We start from the raw sequence: 14,113 nt of genomic DNA on the forward strand, positions 1-14,113 counted from the left end.
AGGCCCATCGGCCACCCCCGCGATATCTTGAGTCGGGCGAGGTTGTCAGTCCAGCCTCCCCATCCGTCCGCGCTGGTAATCCTGCAGGGCCTGTTCGATCTCCTCCCGGGTGTTCATCACGAACGGTCCGTAGTGGGCGATGGGCTCACGGAGGGGTTCCCCCGCCAGCAGCATGAGGCTGACCTGGCTGGCCGCCTCCAGGGCCAGGGTGTCCCCGTCGCCCAGCAGGGCCACCGTGTCCGCCGGCACCTCGGTCCCCTCGATGCGGATGGTCCCGTGCAGGGGCACCACGGCGGCCAGCCAGCCCCCGGGGATGGCTTGCTGGAACCGGGCCCCGGCGTCCAGTTCCAGGTGGGCATAGGCGATGCGTGCCGGGGTGACCGCGGGGCCGGTGGTGCCCGCCCAGGTGCCCGCCAGCACGCGGAGGCGGCCCCCGGGAAGGGCCTGCCAGGGCAGGGCCTCGGGCTGAAGGTCGGTGTAGCCGGGTGCGGAGCCCTTGGCGGCCTTCGGCAGGTTGATCCAGAGCTGCACGCCCTCGATGGGACCGCCCGTCTCCAGGTGTTCCGGCACGGGCATCTCCTCGTGGACGATGCCTGCCCCGGCGTTCATGAGCTGGGCGCCGCCAGGCTCGAGCAGGCCCGAGCCCCCGGTGCTGTCCCGGTGGCGGAAGGCGCCCTGGATCAGGTAGGTGAGCGTCTGGAACCCGCGATGGGGATGGGGCGGGAAGCCCGCATCCGTCCCCGGCGGCAGCACCATGGGCCCGAAGTGGTCCATGAGCAGGAAGGGGTCCATGGCGCGGAAGGCCTCCCCGCCCTGCTGGCCCTGCCCCGGGACGAGGCGCGTGAGGGGGACGCGGTTGCCGTCCTGCGTGGGCAGGCCGGGCACGAGGGAGCGGACGGGCTTGGTGGCCATGGGCACCTCAGGCGAGATCGAAGAAGAGGACTTCCGAAGGAACGGTGGCGGCGACGGTGAGGCCCGCCTCCCCTTCGATGCGTGCACCGTCACCGGCGTGAAGGGACATGCCGTCCAGGGTCACCGAGCCGTTGGCCACCTGGAGGTACCCGGCGCGCCCCGGCGACAGGGTGAGGGGAACCTCGCGGCCCGGGTCCAGCCGCGCCACGGATAGGCGCACATCCTGGAACACCTTCACCGAACCCTCGGCCCCGTCAGGGCTGGCGATCAGCCGCAGGCGGTTCCGCAGGTCGCCGTCGGGGAAGGCCACCTGGTCATAGCGGGGCGCGAGGCCCGCCCGTTCCGGGAGGATCCAGACCTGGAGGAAGTGGACAGGCTCTGAATCCGAGGCATTGAACTCGCTGTGGCGGATGCCCGTGCCCGCACTCATGACCTGCGCCTCGCCGGGCCGGATGACCCCGTGGGTGCCCAGGCTGTCGCGGTGCTCCAGGGCCCCCGAGAGCACCCAGGTGAGGATCTCCATGTCCCGGTGGCCGTGGGTCCCGAACCCCTTGGCGGGCTGGACCCGGTCCTCGTTGATCACCCGGAGGCTGCGGAAGCCCATGTGCTCCGGGTCCAGGTAGTCCCCGAAGGAGAAGGTATGGCGGGTGTCGAGCCAACCGAAATCGAATCGGCCTCGTTCCTCGGACCGGCGCAGCGTGATCATGGCGTCCTCCCTGGATCATTATACATGTTGCAACTCTTATTTCAACGACCCGCCATTTTCTTGAAGCCTGCTGAGTAAACGGGACTTATCTTGGGGTTGTCCCTTCAGGAGGTCGTCATGATCAAGCGGGTGCTGGTGGGTGTGGATTTCTCGGGGGCTTCGCACCAGGCCCTGGAGCGGGGCGGCGCCTGGTCCACCCGCCTGGGCGTGCCCCTGGTGGCCATGCACGTCCTCCAGCCCCCGGCGCCCATGCTCCCGGAGGCCCAGATCGCCCTTCCGGATCCTGCCTGGCTGAAGAGCATGGAAGACCATGCCCGAGAGCAGCTCAAGAACTGGCTCCAGCCCTTCCCCGGGGCGCAGGCCCTCGTGAAGTGGGGCGGGCCCGCGGAGGAGCTCGTCTCCGAGGCGGATTCCGACACCCTGCTGGTGGTGGCCCAGGTGGGCCACTCCACCCTGGAGCGGCTCCTGTTCGGCAGCACCGCCTCCCGGGTGGTGCGCCTGGCCCCCTGTGACGTGCTGGTGGTCCGGACCGCCAAGGCCAGCTAGGGCATGCTCCCCGGCCGCTGCCGGCCCGCATCTGCCTGGAAAGCGCGTTCGCGGGAGCGTCAGCGCTCCGGAGCCTCGCTCAGGTGCCGGGCCAGGGCCTCCATCTCCGCGGCCTGGGCCGTGAGGATGCGTTCGGCCATGCGGTGGAGCCCTTCCAGGTGCGCGGGGGAGGTGTCGTCCATCTCGCTCAGGTCCGGGTCCAGGGTGGTCTGGAAACGGTGGTAGCCACGCGTTCCGCTGGCCCCCTGGGGCAGGATCTGGCGGAGCTGGTAGTCCACGGTGTCGCCCACCCCGTCGAAGATGACGTCGAGCAGGGGCCGCGCCCAGCCCGCCGCGCCCCAGGTCCGCGCCTCCTCGTACCGGTAGGCCCGGGTGTAGCAGCCGGTGCCGAGGGAGACCAGCAGGATGCCCCCGTCGGGGTCGCCGGCCTCCCGCAGCCGCTGGCAGCCTTCGGCGTAGGCACACATGGCGGGATTGATCGCAAAGACGCCGCCATCGACCAGGACGTCCCTCTCTCCGGGCCACTGGACCTGCACCGGCTCGAAGTAGGTGGGCGCGGCGCTCGTGGCCCGCGCCGCCACGCGCATGGGCACGTCGTACCGCGGATCCATGGCCGCACGGCGGCTGCGGTAGAAGAACGGGTCCCGCTTCTCCAGGTCGTAGGCCGGGATGAGGAGCTCCACGAGGGCCTCCTTCAGCCGGGTCTCGCCGAAGCAGTCCCGGAGCACCCCTTCGAGCCCCGTGGCGGGGTACCTGGCCGCCCGGATCCCCATGGGATTGGTCAGGTGCCGGAAGGCTCCCTCGTGGAAGATCCGCCCCCCCTCAAGGAGGTAGAGGTCGGCGAGATCCTGGGCCCGATGCTGGGGGCGGCCGTCCGGCCCAGGTTTGGCCAGGCCCAGGGCGAGGATGCCTCCCGTGCTGGTGCCCGCGATGAGGTCGAAGCAGTCGGCGATGGCCCTCCCCGTCTGGCGCTCCAGCTCCGCCAACACCAGGGCCGGGATCAGGCCGCGGATGCCGCCGCCATCGATGGAGAGGATTCGCATGACAGGATTCTAGGCGGAAAAAAACGGGCCCGAAGACCCGTTTTCAAAAATCCATCCGGGGCTCAGCGGTAGGCCGGGATGCCCGTCACTTCCTGCCCGATGATGAGGGTGTGCATGAGGCCCCGCTCCGTTGAGGACGATCGGAGATCGGCCGAAACGGGAGGGCCCGCCAGGTGGCGGGCCCGTTCGCGGGTCGACGACTGCCACCCGAATCAGCGGTAGGCCGGGATGCCCGTCACTTCCTGCCCGATGATGAGGGTGTGCATGTCGTGCGTCCCCTCGTAGGTGTAGACGCTCTCGAGGTTGGCCATGTGGCGCATGACGGGGTACTCGTCCAGGATCCCGTTGGCGCCCAGGATCGTGCGGGCCTTCCGGCAGACCTCCAGGGCGATGTTCACGTTGTTCATCTTGGCCATGGACACCTGGGCGGGGGTGAAGGTCTTGGCATCCTTCAGACGGCCGAGCTGGAGGACCAGGAGCTGGGCCTTGGTGATCTCGGTGACCATCCAGGCCAGCTTCTCCTGCTGGAGCTGGTAGCTGGCGATGGGCTTGTCGAACTGGATCCGGGAGAGCGCGTAGTCCAGGGCGCACTGGTAGCAGGCGTCCGCGGCGCCGATGGCGCCCCAGGCGATGCCGTAGCGGGCCTGGGTGAGGCAGCCCAGGGGGCCCTTCAGTCCCTTCACGTGGGGCAGCAGGCTGACCTTCTCCTCCACGATGACGTCCTCCAGCACCAGTTCGGAGGTGACGGAGGCCCGGAGGCTCCACTTGCCCTTCATCTCGGGGGCGCTGAAGCCGGGGGTGCCCTTCTCGACCAGGAAGCCGCGGATGCCCTCCTCGGTCTGGGCCCAGACCACGGCCACGTCGGCCACGGTGCCGTTGGTGATCCACATCTTGGTGCCGTTGAGGCGCCACTTGCCACCCGGCTCGCGCACGGCCTTGGTCAGCATGCCGCCGGGGTTGGAGCCGAAATCAGGCTCGGTGAGACCGAAGCAGCCCACCTTCTCGCCGGCCGCCAGCTTCGGCAGCCAGTACCGCTTCTGCTCCTCGCTGCCGTAGGCGTAGATGGGCCACATGACCAGGCTGCCCTGCACGGAGGCGAAGGAACGGAGACCGGAATCCCCGCGCTCCAGCTCGTACATCAGGAGCCCGTAGGCCACGTTGCTCAGGCCCGCGCAGCCGTATTCCTCGGGCAGCGACGGACCGTAGAAGCCCAGCTCCCCCATCTTGGCGATCAGGTGCTTCGGGAAGGTCTGCTCCTGGGCGTGCTTGTCGATGATGGGCAGCACCTCGGCGTTCACGAACTTCCGCGCGGTCTCGCGGATCATCCGTTCTTCGTCCGTGAGCAGGCCCTCGAAGCCCATGTAGTCGGTGATGTGGGTGAAGGTGGCGTAGGCGCCAGCCATGGGAACCTCCTGGAATGCCCTGAAGCCTCGGGCGGGTGGGGAATGCGGCGCTGCAGCAGCGCGCCGCCTTCCAGTCTACCGCTGGCTTCCAGGTGGGCCCCGACCGGATCCAGCGGGGATGGGGCTCGCGCCGGGCTGCGGCCTCCGGGTTTGACAATCTGCAAAGCCACTCGGGTCACTCCCCGCGGGCGGGCTCCTCGAGCAACCGCTGCCCCGTGCCGTCCGGAATCTCGTGGCAATGGCGGCATCTCGCCTCGTAGGCCTCGGCGGCCCCCACGAGCACCTGGCCGCCGGTGTGCACGAGCCGCTGGGTGCGCCCCGCAGCCGCGCCGCAGACCATGCAGATGGCCTGGAGCTTGGTGATGTACTCCGCCTTGGCTAGGAGAATGGGCATGATGCCGAAGGGCTCCCCATTGGAATCCTGGTCCAGCCCCGCGGCGATCACGCGGACGCCCCGGGCCGCGAGGCCGTCGATCACCGCGAGCAGCCCCTCGTCCAGGAACTGGACCTCGTCGAGGGCCACCACCTCCGCCTCCGGATCCAGGTGGCGCCGCAGTTCCTCGCTGTCCTTCACCGGGATGGCGTCATGCTTGCGCTGACTGTGGCTGGCGATGGCCGAGACGTCATAGCGGTCGTCCAGGGCCGGCTTGAAGACCTGCACCCGCTGGCGCGCGATGATGGCGCGCTTGATGCGCCGGATGAGCTCCTCGGACTTGCCCGAGAACATGGGGCCGCAGATCACCTCCAGCGAGCCCTGGCGCTGGTGAACGTACATCGTGTTTCCTTATCGAGCGTGGGCCCCGGTTTTCGCCGGAGCCGGGGCCGGAGCCGGGACCTGGGGGGGAGCCGGAGCCATGGGATCCGGGAGCAGGGACAAGTCTTCGACCGGGTTCCGGCCTTCGAGGGGACGACCGAGGCGCTGCGCGAGTTCCAGGCCCCCGTCCCTGGGTGAAGCCATACGGAAGGCCCAGGCCTGCCGGACCCGGGTGGCCCCGTCCGGGACCACATGGACATCCGCGGGCTGGAGGCTTGCCAGCCCCAGGTTCACGGACCCGCGCCGGTGCGGCACGTAGAGGAGCAGGGGAACGGCGAGGAAGAGGGCGACCAGGGGCCAGAGGAGGAGGCTGGGTTCCCAGGCCTCGGGGGCATACTCGGGATGGCCATCGGTCACCCAGGGACGCACCACCTTCGGGGCCTCCCCGGAGAGGGGCTCCAGGAGGCCGTTTTCGAGCAGGTCCGCGATGGCCTTGCAGGTGTCCAGCTCTTCGTAGCGGCTCACCTGGGTGACATCCTTGATGCTCTGGGGATGGTCGAAGTAGGAGAGCACCACTTCCTGCTCGTGGGTGAGCCCGGAGGAGCCGTGCTGGACCGTGGTCTTGCCATCCAGCACCGACGAGACGTCCCGGTCGATGTCCAGATGCAACGCCTGCGCCCGGGGCGACTTGGCGAGGGCCTGGTCCATGGACGGCAGCCTGCGTTCGACCTCCGGCCACTCGTCCTGAATGCGGGCCGCCTCCATCAGCACCGTGTCCACGGGGATGGGGACGAAGTGCTCCCGATCCAGGTCGGGAGGGAGCATGGAGTCGAACCGGTAGTCCCCCTCCACCCAGCGGAAGGTCCGGTGGAGGATGGCCGTGGCCTGGTTGAAGAGCGCGTCCTGCAGGTCGGTGGCCGTCACCTTCCCGCTCTCCAGAAGGAGGGTCCCCATGCGCTTCAGCGTCTGGCGCTGCACCTGCACCATGGAGAGCAGTTCCTCCCCGGTGAGGCGCCCCAGGCGCACCAGCATGGTGCCGAGGCGGTCCTCCATGCGGACCTGGTTGGAGTCGCAGCCCACGATCTCCCCGTTCTCGAAGAAGACCTTCACGAACTCCTGGCCCTGGGACAGCACCAGGGTGCCGTTCTTCCCCTGGATCTTGATCATGTTGAACAGGGAGAAGAGGTCGAAATCCCGGAGGGACCCTTCCAGCGCCATTTCAGCCCCTCCTCGGAATCAGCTTGAACCAGGACCGCACGAAGAGCAGGGCGGAGAACGCGGCACCCAGGGCCAGCCAGGTGGAGGTGGGGTCCGCGAGGATCTCCCCGGGATACCTGACGGAGCGGCCCGTGGCGAGCACCATCCCCAGCGCCAGGCAGAGGAGCAGGAACTCCTCCAGCCCTTCGGCCGTGTCGCCCAGGAAGATCAGGTCGCAGCCCGGCAGGAGCACCACCAGGGTCTTGTGGATCCAGCGGGTGGCGTTCTGGTGCGCCGCCACCTCGTCCAGCTTCCGGCGGCGGTTCTCCGCGTGGAGTCCGTCCCGCAGCACGAACAGGTGGTGGCACTTCGGGCACACTTCCGTATCGGGGCTGTCCGTGGTGTGGAAGGGCTCGCCGCACCGGATGCACTGGGTGGGATGGGCCATGCGGATGCTCCCTCGCACCCGGGCCAGGAAGAGGGCCAGGCCCAGCAGCGGCAGGATCAGGCCCAGCAGGAAGGCGGGATCGTCCAACCGCAGCCGGTCGGCCCCGAGATGCATGCCCAGTCCCCGCGCGAGCGCCTCCACCCGGGCCGGCGTGTCCGGCAGGGGAATGGGATAGGTGCGGACATCCTTCTGGGCGTCATTCAGCTCGATGAGGCGGGCGTACGCGCCGGGCGCTGCGGCCTGGGCGGCCTCCCGCTTGGCGGCTCCGGCATCGGTATCCAGGCGCGAGAAGGCGAGGATGCTCTGGTTGAGGAAGACCTCCATCCGAGGCGCCACCTTGGCTGCGGCTTCGAAATCACGCTCCGCCCCGGCCACATCTCCCATCTGGAAATGGGCGACGCCGAGATTGTTCAGCACCTCGGGCTGTTCCTCCGTCCGCCCCACCAGGCCCTGGAAGGTCGCCTCGGCCCCCTTCCAGTCCCGCCGCTGGAGCTGGTCCCATCCTGCGAGGAAGGTCCTGTCGTCCTGCGGAAGGAAGCGCAGGGCGGCCGGTGCCACCGGTTGCACCTGGGGCTGCAGCTGGAGGGTCACGAGGCTGGGTTCCGGCTCCCGCCGGGACCAGGGTTCCATCATGCCGAGGGCCGGATGCACGAGCTGCAGGAGAAGGATGAAGACGGTGGCCTTCACCTCAGACGTGGTGAGGAAGGGGGCCAGCAGGAAGAGCCAGAGCATGGCGACGACCATGGGATCCAGTCCCGCCAGCACCGGAAAGGTCAGGATCAGCGCGCCGACGATGGCGGACGGGACCGGGCCGATGCCCTTCCGTTCGAGCCCCTCCTCCCAGAGGTGGCGGAGGACATTCCGGTAGCGCAGCCCCACGGCGAGGGCCCATCCCCAGAGCAGCAGGGTCGCCGCAAGGCGGAGCATGCCGAGGTGCTGGACCAGCCAGAGCCAGCGGTGACCGGGATGGTCCAGCCGAAGGCGGGTCAGCCGGAGCAGGTCCGGGAAGCTCCAGAACCAGCCCGACAGCCCCTGCTCGCGCAGCAGGGTGATCCGGGTGCCGAGGAGCGAGGGGTGTTCCGGCGCCCAGCGGTCCACGGCCTGGAGGGCGGCCAGTCCCACCTCAGGGTGGCCCGCCATGCCCTGGGCGCGGGCCCACACCGCCATGGCCTCGACGAGCGGTGTCACGTCGAGGGAGATGTAGGCCCGTCGCAAGGCCTCCACTTCAAGCTGCGCGGCCTGGATGGCTTCCGGATCCCCTTTCAGGATCGCCGTCTTGAGATCCTCCGCCCGGTGCGCGAGGGCGACGGCCGGAGCCAGCTCCGGAGCGGGGGTCGGCGCGGTGGCCAGGACCGGCGCGGGGGCTGGCGGCGCCTTCGGTGCGGCAACGGCCAGGAGTGCAGCCCCGAGGGCCAGGGCGCTCGAACGGACAACCTTCCAGAGACCCATGCCCTCCCCCCTCACGGCTTCGGCCCCGCGGGCATGTCGGCAGCAGCCTCCAGATTCATGGCCCGCATCCTGAGTTCGTAGAGGAGGTCCTCGAGCTGCCGGCTCTCCGCATCCGTCCGATGACCCGCAGTCTTTTCCTGTAGGAGGGCGATGAGGTCCACATAGAACCGCGCCACCGCTGGGTTTGCGGGGGGCGCCTCCTTCATCATGGGATGCGGCACCCCCATGGCCATCAGGGCCTGCTCCGTCAGGAGGTGCATCAAGGCGGTCAGGGATGCTTCCGGCACCGCAGGATTCATTGGGATACCCCGAACACTTTCAGGACTTGTCTGCGAGGAAGCCTAACATGGCCCGGATTTTCCCGCACGGGGGCCGGAGGGCTGCGGTCCCCCGGCAGGGCGACCCGGGGGGTGGGGCCTCCTTTTGACGAAAAGCACTCGGCGGAACGCCAGGGCTGTGGAACGATGGATGGGTTTGGAGGAACCCCATGCGACGCCTGATCCCCGCACTCCTGCTGCCTGCCGTATGCCTCTCCCTGTCCGCCGAGTCCACGGGCCGCATCTCCGGCAAGGTGACGACCCAGGACAAGAAGCCCATCCCCGGCGCCAAGATCCTGCTCAAGCGGTCGGACCGGAACTGGTCCAAGGAACTCATCGCGGACAAGCACGGCGCGTTCCTCCAGGTGGGCCTGGATCCCGTGCTCTACGACATCACCGTGAGCGCCGACGGTTTCGTGCCCCGCATCTACCCCCAGCAGAAGATCCCGCTCGCGGATGTCCTCCTGGAGGAGTTCGTCCTGCTGACCCCCGACCAGGCCCGGGCCGAGGCCGTCGCCGGCGGGACCGCCCAGGTGGCTCCTGAAGACCCCGCCGCCGCCGCGGACTCCGCCGGCCGGGATGCATTCAACAAGATCATCCCCCTCTACAATGAGCAGAAATACGGCGAGGCGCTGCCCGGCGTGGAGGACTCCTACAAGAAGCTCAACGATGCCCAGGCCAGCCTGAAGGACGAGGCGGCCAAGACCGAAGTCGCCCAGCTCCTGCCCAAGGTGGCCCGCGTCTACGGCATCTGCCTGGCCCTCGGCAGCGACCGGAAGGCCGAGGCCGAGCCCTTCCTCAGCAAGGCCCTCGCCGAGAATCCCAAGGACGAGCGGGCCCTGGCCGGCATGATCGAAGTGGCCAAGGCCAAGGGGGACAAGGCCGCCGAGCAGCAGTACCAGGCCTCGCTGGACGCCATCCACGGCCCCAACCCCGACGTGATCTACAACAAGGCCGTGGAGGCCTTCAACGCCGGCAAGACCAAGGAGGCCAAGGCCGAGCTCCAGAAGGTCCAGCAGCTCGATCCGAAGTACCCGGAGGCCTACTACCTGTTGGCCATGGTCGAGTTCGGCGAGATGAACCTGAAGGGCACCAAGCAGAACCTCGAGAAGTACCTGGAGCTCGCGCCCAACGGGAAGAACGCCGCCACGGCCCGGGAGATGCTGAAGGACCCCTCCCTCAAGAAGATCAAGTAGCCTCCGGCGCCGACCACGGAAAGGGCCCTCGCGGGCCCTTTCCAAAGAGCGCCTAACACCCCCCCCTGCGGAGCCGCGCGAGGGGTTTGTGAGGCACGCTACGCCAGTTCGAGGCTGATGGGGCAGTGATCGGAACCCAGCACGTCCGCGTGGATGCGGGCGTCCTTCACCCGATCCATGAGGCTCCGGCTCGCCAGGAAGAGGTCGATCCTCCAGCCCACGTTCCGTTCCCGGGCGCCGCCCCGGGCGGTCCACCAGGTGTAGAGGCCAGCCACGTCGGGATTCCGATCCCGGAGGACATCCACGAGCCCCGCCTCCAGGTAGAGCTTGAAGTCCTCCCGCTCCTCCGGGGTGAAGCCGGGGTTCTTCACGTTGTCCTTGGGCCGGGCCAGGTCGATCTCCTCGGGCGCCACATTCATGTCGCCGGTGAGGATCACCTTCTGCCCAGCCCGGTGCCGGGCCCCCACGAAGGCAGCCAGGTCCCGGGCGAACTGGCGCTTGAAGGGAAGCCGCACCAGGCCCTGGGAGGCATTCGGGAAATAGCCGGCGATGAAGGCCAGGTCCCCCTTGGTGGAGACGATCATGCGGCCCTCGGCATCGTAGGCCTCGATGCCCATTCCCTTCGCGTGGGTGAACCCGAGCTCCTTCCTCGAGAGTGTGGCGGAACCCGCATAACCCTTCTTGCTCGTCGCCGGAAACCAGCACACGTCATAGGCGCTCTCGATCTGGCGGCGGACGCCCAGGTCCGCCTCCTCCCACTCGCAGCGGATCTCCTGGAGGGAGAGCACGTCCGGCTCGGCCGCCTCCAGCCAGTCCATGAAGCCCTTCTTCAGGACCGACCGGAAGCCGTTCACGTTCCAGCTGTAGAGCTTCATCTCACTTCCCTCCGGCAAGGCGCGCATAGGCTTCGGGATCGTAACCGATGACCGTGCCCCTGGGATGCACGAGGATGGGCCGCTTGAGCAGGTTGTTGTCCTCCACCATCAGGGCGATGGCCTCGGCCTTGGAAAGCCGCCGGTCCTTCAGGCCCAGTTCCCTGTACTTCGGACTCTTCGTCCCCAGCATCGGCGCAGGATCCGCAGGCAGGAGCGCCTCCAGTTCGGCCGCCTCCAGAGGCCTCCGGGCGTAGTCGCGGATCTCGGCCTCGAGGCCCAGTTCCGCCAGCTTCGCCTTGGCGTTCCGGCAGGTGGTGCAGCTCGACTTCATCCAGAGCACGGCGTTCACAGCTCCTCCACGAAGCGGTCCAGGAGACCGTCGGTCTTCCATCGCAGCAGACCCAGGAGGACGAATCCAGTCCAGCCCTTCAACCGGCCCTCCAGGCGCAGGTGAGCGCCCTTCGGATCAGGGGAGATGCTCAAGGCTCCCGATTCCTCGGAACCGCCCCAGGTGCGGCGCCAGCGGAGGACCAGGCGATCCTCGTGTCGCTCCATGGGCTGCCACCCCTGGAGGGGATGCAGCGCGCGCAGTTCCGAGGGCGAGCCCAACGCCGCCAGGCGAGCCCCGATGGCCTCGAAGGGCGCGTCCGTGAGGACTTCGGCCTCGAAACGGAAGACCGGGGTCCTCACTTCACCAGGAAGCCGGGGTGGGCCTCCTCGGGAACGGCCACCAGGTAGGGCAGGCCCGCATTGTCGCTGGCGGCCAGCAGCATGCCGTGGCTCTCGATGCCCATGAGCTTGCGGGGGGCCAGGTTCGCCACCACCACCACCCGCCGGCCCACCAGGTCCTCCGGCGCGTAGGCCTTGCCGATGCCGCCCACGATGGTGCGCAGCTCGAAGCCCAGGTCCACCCGCATCTTGATGAGCTTGTCGCTCTTGGGCACCCGCTCCGCCTCCAGCACCTTCCCCACGCGGAGGTCCGTCTTCGCGAAGGTGTCGTAGTCGATGGTCTCCCGCAGCTCCGGGACGTCCAGGGCGGGCTTGGCTTCGGCGGCGGGGGTGGCCTCGGGCGGCATGAGTTCGCTCATTTCCTTCTCCTTGTCGATGCGCTGGAAGAGGGGCTGCACGGTGCCGATGCGCTCGGGCACCACGGCATCCCAGGTCGTCTGGTCGATACGCTGGCCCGCAACCTGCCCGGCCATTCCCAGCTGGGACCAGAGGTCCTGGGCCATGCCGGGCATGACCGGGGCCACCAGGATGGCGGTCATGCGGAGCGCCTGCCAGAGCAGGTGCAGGACGGCGTCCAGGTCCTCCGCCTTGGCCGGGTCCTTCGCGAGGACCCAGGGCTGCTTTTCGACGATGTAGCCATCCAGGCCCCGGAGGTAGTCCCAGAGGCTGGCCAAGGCAACATCGAACCGGTTGCGTCGAGCATTCTCCATGAACTGCTCGTACGTGGCTTCCAATCCCTGGAGCTGTTCCCGATGGGAATGATGGATATGCGCGGGCAGGGCCGGGATGCGTCCGTCCCGGTAGCGCTGGATCATGCTCAGCGTCCGCGACGCCAGGTTCCCCAGGCCGTTGGCCAGGTCGGCGTTGAGGCGGTCCATGAAGCCCTCGAAGCTGAAGCCGCGGTCGTGGCCCACCTGCATGTCGCGCAGGAAGAAGAAGCGGAGGGCGTCGTTGCCGAAGCGCAGCAGGGTGTCGGGGCGCACGACGTTGCCCTTGCTCTTGGACATCTTGTCCTCGCCCATGAGCCACCAGCCGTGGGCCAGGATGGTCTTCGGCAGCTCCAGGCCCATGGCCATGAGGAAGGCGGGCCAGTACACCGCGTGGAAGCGGAGGATGTCCTTGCCCACCAGCTGGAGGTCCGGGGGCCAGGCTGAGCCCTGCCCCGTGAGGTAGTTCAGCAGGGCGTCGAACCACACGTACACCACGTGCTTGGCGTCGCCGGGCACGGGGATGCCCCAGGTGATGCTGGTGCGGCTGATGGAGAGATCCTGCAGCCCGCCCTCCACGAAGCGCTTCACCTCGTTGAACCGGAAGTCGGGCTGGACGAACTCCGGATGGTCCGCGTAGAGCTTCAGCAGGCGGTCCTGGTAGGCGCTCAGACGGAAGAAGTAGGTCTCCTCCTCCAGCTCGATGAGCTGGTGCGCGAGGCCCTGGGCTTGGAGCTCCTTGGCCTGGGTCTCGGTGACGTAGGCCTCGTCGCTGACGGAATAGAGGCCCTTGTAGGTGGCCTTGTAGATGTCGCCGGTGGCCAGCAGCTTCTCGAACCAGCCCTGCACCATGGCGTGGTGGTCGGCGTCCGTGGTGCGGATGAAGCGGTCGTGGGTCATGCCCATGCGCTGCCAAAGGTCGGTGTAGTTGGCCACCACCTCGTCGGCCAGGGCCTTGGGCGCGATGCCCCGGGCCGCGGCGGCCTTCTCCACCTTCTGGCCATGCTCGTCCGTGCCGGTGAGGAAGCGCACGGGCTCGCCCAACATCCGGTGGAACCGCGCGATCACGTCCGCCAGCACCGTCGTGTAGGTGTGGCCGATGTGGGGCCGGTCGTTGACGTAGTAGATGGGGGTTGTCAGGTAGAAGGGCTTGGACACGGGCGCTCCGGACCGTCCAGTCTACCGGCCCGGCCCCTTCCCCGCGACTCCGGCCCGTTTCCAGCAGGTGGCCACATGGTCGTCCACCAGGCCCAGGGACTGCATGTAGGCGTACATGATCGTCGGCCCCACGAACGTGAAGCCCCGCTTCTTCAGGGCCCGGCTCAAGGCCTCGGCCTCGGGCGTCACGGCCGGGACGTCCGCCAGGGTCCTTGGGTGGTTCACCTTCGGCCTGCCGTCCACGAAGGACCAGAGGAAGGCATCGAAACTGCCGAATTCCCGCTGCACGGCCAGGAAGGCGTGGGCGTTCCGCCGGGCCGAGAAGACCTTCAACCGGTTGCGGACGATGCCCGGGTTCTGGAGGACCGTCTCCAGGTCCCCGTCGGTCATCGCCGCGACCTTCGCGGGATCGAAGCCCAGGAAGGCCTCCCGGTAGGCCTCGCGCTTGCGCAGGATGGTGATCCAGCTGAGGCCCGCCTGGGCGCCCTCCAGGACCAGCTTCTCGAAGAGGCGGCGGTCGTCGTGCTGGGGGACGCCCCACTCCTCGTCGTGGTAGGCGACGTAGAGGGGATCCTCCCCACACCAACCGCAGCGTTCAGGCATCGGTTCCTCCAACATCCTGCCTGACGCAGAATCGGGCGGCAGGGCCGCCCGATTCTGCGCAGGTGACAAG

Annotated in this window: 15 protein-coding genes; 2 read left to right on the forward strand and 13 right to left on the reverse strand. The window is 68.5% G+C overall.

Translation table 11 applies throughout. The annotated features are described in order from the left end of the window. Positions 1-45: 45 nt before the first annotated feature. Together QSJ33_RS03225 and QSJ33_RS03230 are read right to left on the reverse strand one after the other, a co-directional pair. The gene (locus QSJ33_RS03225) at positions 46-912 is read right to left on the reverse strand and encodes a pirin family protein (RefSeq protein WP_285722884.1); all 867 of its coding nucleotides are present in this window, start codon (positions 910-912) and stop codon (positions 46-48) included. Positions 913-919: 7 nt separating this feature from the next. Beyond that, a complete protein-coding gene (locus tag QSJ33_RS03230; protein ID WP_285722885.1) occupies positions 920-1,618 on the reverse strand; it encodes a pirin family protein in 699 nt (232 codons plus the stop codon). Between the two features lie 117 nt (positions 1,619-1,735). Here QSJ33_RS03230 and QSJ33_RS03235 point away from each other — a divergent pair, with 117 nt between their 5' ends. Then, positions 1,736-2,164, forward strand: coding sequence for a universal stress protein (locus tag QSJ33_RS03235; RefSeq protein WP_285722887.1), 429 nt, complete (start codon positions 1,736-1,738; stop codon positions 2,162-2,164). A 59-nt stretch (positions 2,165-2,223) separates the two neighbouring features. Here the strand turns inward: QSJ33_RS03235 and QSJ33_RS03240 are convergent, their stop codons facing one another. The 6 genes from QSJ33_RS03240 to QSJ33_RS03265 all read right to left on the reverse strand — a co-directional run bounded on the left by QSJ33_RS03240 (position 2,224) and on the right by QSJ33_RS03265 (position 8,757). Beyond that, complete coding sequence (locus tag QSJ33_RS03240; protein ID WP_285722888.1) at positions 2,224-3,207, reverse strand: patatin-like phospholipase family protein; 984 nt, start codon at positions 3,205-3,207, stop codon at positions 2,224-2,226. Positions 3,208-3,419: 212 nt separating this feature from the next. Continuing rightward, positions 3,420-4,610 (reverse strand): acyl-CoA dehydrogenase family protein, encoded by a 1,191-nt coding sequence (locus QSJ33_RS03245; RefSeq protein WP_285722889.1) that lies wholly within the window; start codon positions 4,608-4,610, stop codon positions 3,420-3,422. 175 nt (positions 4,611-4,785) lie between these two features. After that, positions 4,786-5,385, reverse strand: coding sequence for a thymidine kinase (locus tag QSJ33_RS03250; protein WP_285722891.1), 600 nt, complete (start codon positions 5,383-5,385; stop codon positions 4,786-4,788). Between the two features lie 9 nt (positions 5,386-5,394). Continuing rightward, positions 5,395-6,582 carry a DUF4388 domain-containing protein gene (locus QSJ33_RS03255; protein WP_285722893.1) on the reverse strand — a complete coding sequence of 396 codons (1,188 nt, stop codon included), beginning with the start codon at positions 6,580-6,582 and terminating at the stop codon, positions 5,395-5,397. Between the two features lies 1 nt (position 6,583). Next, the gene (locus QSJ33_RS03260; RefSeq protein WP_285722895.1) at positions 6,584-8,458 is read right to left on the reverse strand and encodes a tetratricopeptide repeat protein; all 1,875 of its coding nucleotides are present in this window, start codon (positions 8,456-8,458) and stop codon (positions 6,584-6,586) included. An 11-nt stretch (positions 8,459-8,469) separates the two neighbouring features. Then, positions 8,470-8,757, reverse strand: a complete 288-nt coding sequence (locus tag QSJ33_RS03265; protein WP_285722896.1) for a DUF1844 domain-containing protein — start codon at positions 8,755-8,757, stop codon at positions 8,470-8,472. A gap of 188 nt (positions 8,758-8,945) precedes the next feature. Here QSJ33_RS03265 and QSJ33_RS03270 point away from each other — a divergent pair, with 188 nt between their 5' ends. Beyond that, positions 8,946-9,971, forward strand: a complete 1,026-nt coding sequence (locus QSJ33_RS03270) for a carboxypeptidase regulatory-like domain-containing protein (RefSeq protein WP_285722897.1) — start codon at positions 8,946-8,948, stop codon at positions 9,969-9,971. A 98-nt stretch (positions 9,972-10,069) separates the two neighbouring features. Here the strand turns inward: QSJ33_RS03270 and QSJ33_RS03275 are convergent, their stop codons facing one another. From QSJ33_RS03275 to QSJ33_RS03295, 5 genes are read right to left on the reverse strand one after another with little or no spacing between them, the layout of a single operon-like run. Continuing rightward, on the reverse strand, positions 10,070-10,846 hold the full coding sequence (locus QSJ33_RS03275; protein ID WP_285722898.1) for an exodeoxyribonuclease III: 777 nt from the start codon (positions 10,844-10,846) through the stop codon (positions 10,070-10,072). A gap of 1 nt (position 10,847) precedes the next feature. Continuing rightward, positions 10,848-11,195: an arsenate reductase family protein gene (locus QSJ33_RS03280; RefSeq protein WP_285722900.1), complete on the reverse strand. Its 348-nt coding sequence runs from the start codon at positions 11,193-11,195 to the stop codon at positions 10,848-10,850. Then, positions 11,192-11,536, reverse strand: a complete 345-nt coding sequence (locus tag QSJ33_RS03285) for a hypothetical protein (protein ID WP_285722901.1) — start codon at positions 11,534-11,536, stop codon at positions 11,192-11,194. Before QSJ33_RS03285 ends, QSJ33_RS03280 begins: the two co-directional genes overlap by 4 nt. Continuing rightward, complete coding sequence (gene metG, locus QSJ33_RS03290; protein ID WP_285722903.1) at positions 11,533-13,440, reverse strand: methionine--tRNA ligase; 1,908 nt, start codon at positions 13,438-13,440, stop codon at positions 11,533-11,535. The genes QSJ33_RS03285 and metG overlap by 4 nt, the downstream gene beginning before the upstream one ends. A gap of 21 nt (positions 13,441-13,461) precedes the next feature. Then, positions 13,462-14,043, reverse strand: a complete 582-nt coding sequence (locus QSJ33_RS03295; protein WP_285722904.1) for a DNA-3-methyladenine glycosylase I — start codon at positions 14,041-14,043, stop codon at positions 13,462-13,464. Positions 14,044-14,113 lie beyond the last annotated feature (70 nt).

The sequence above is a fragment of the Geothrix rubra genome (assembly GCF_030268065.1).
GTDB classification, from domain to species: domain Bacteria; phylum Acidobacteriota; class Holophagae; order Holophagales; family Holophagaceae; genus Geothrix; species Geothrix rubra.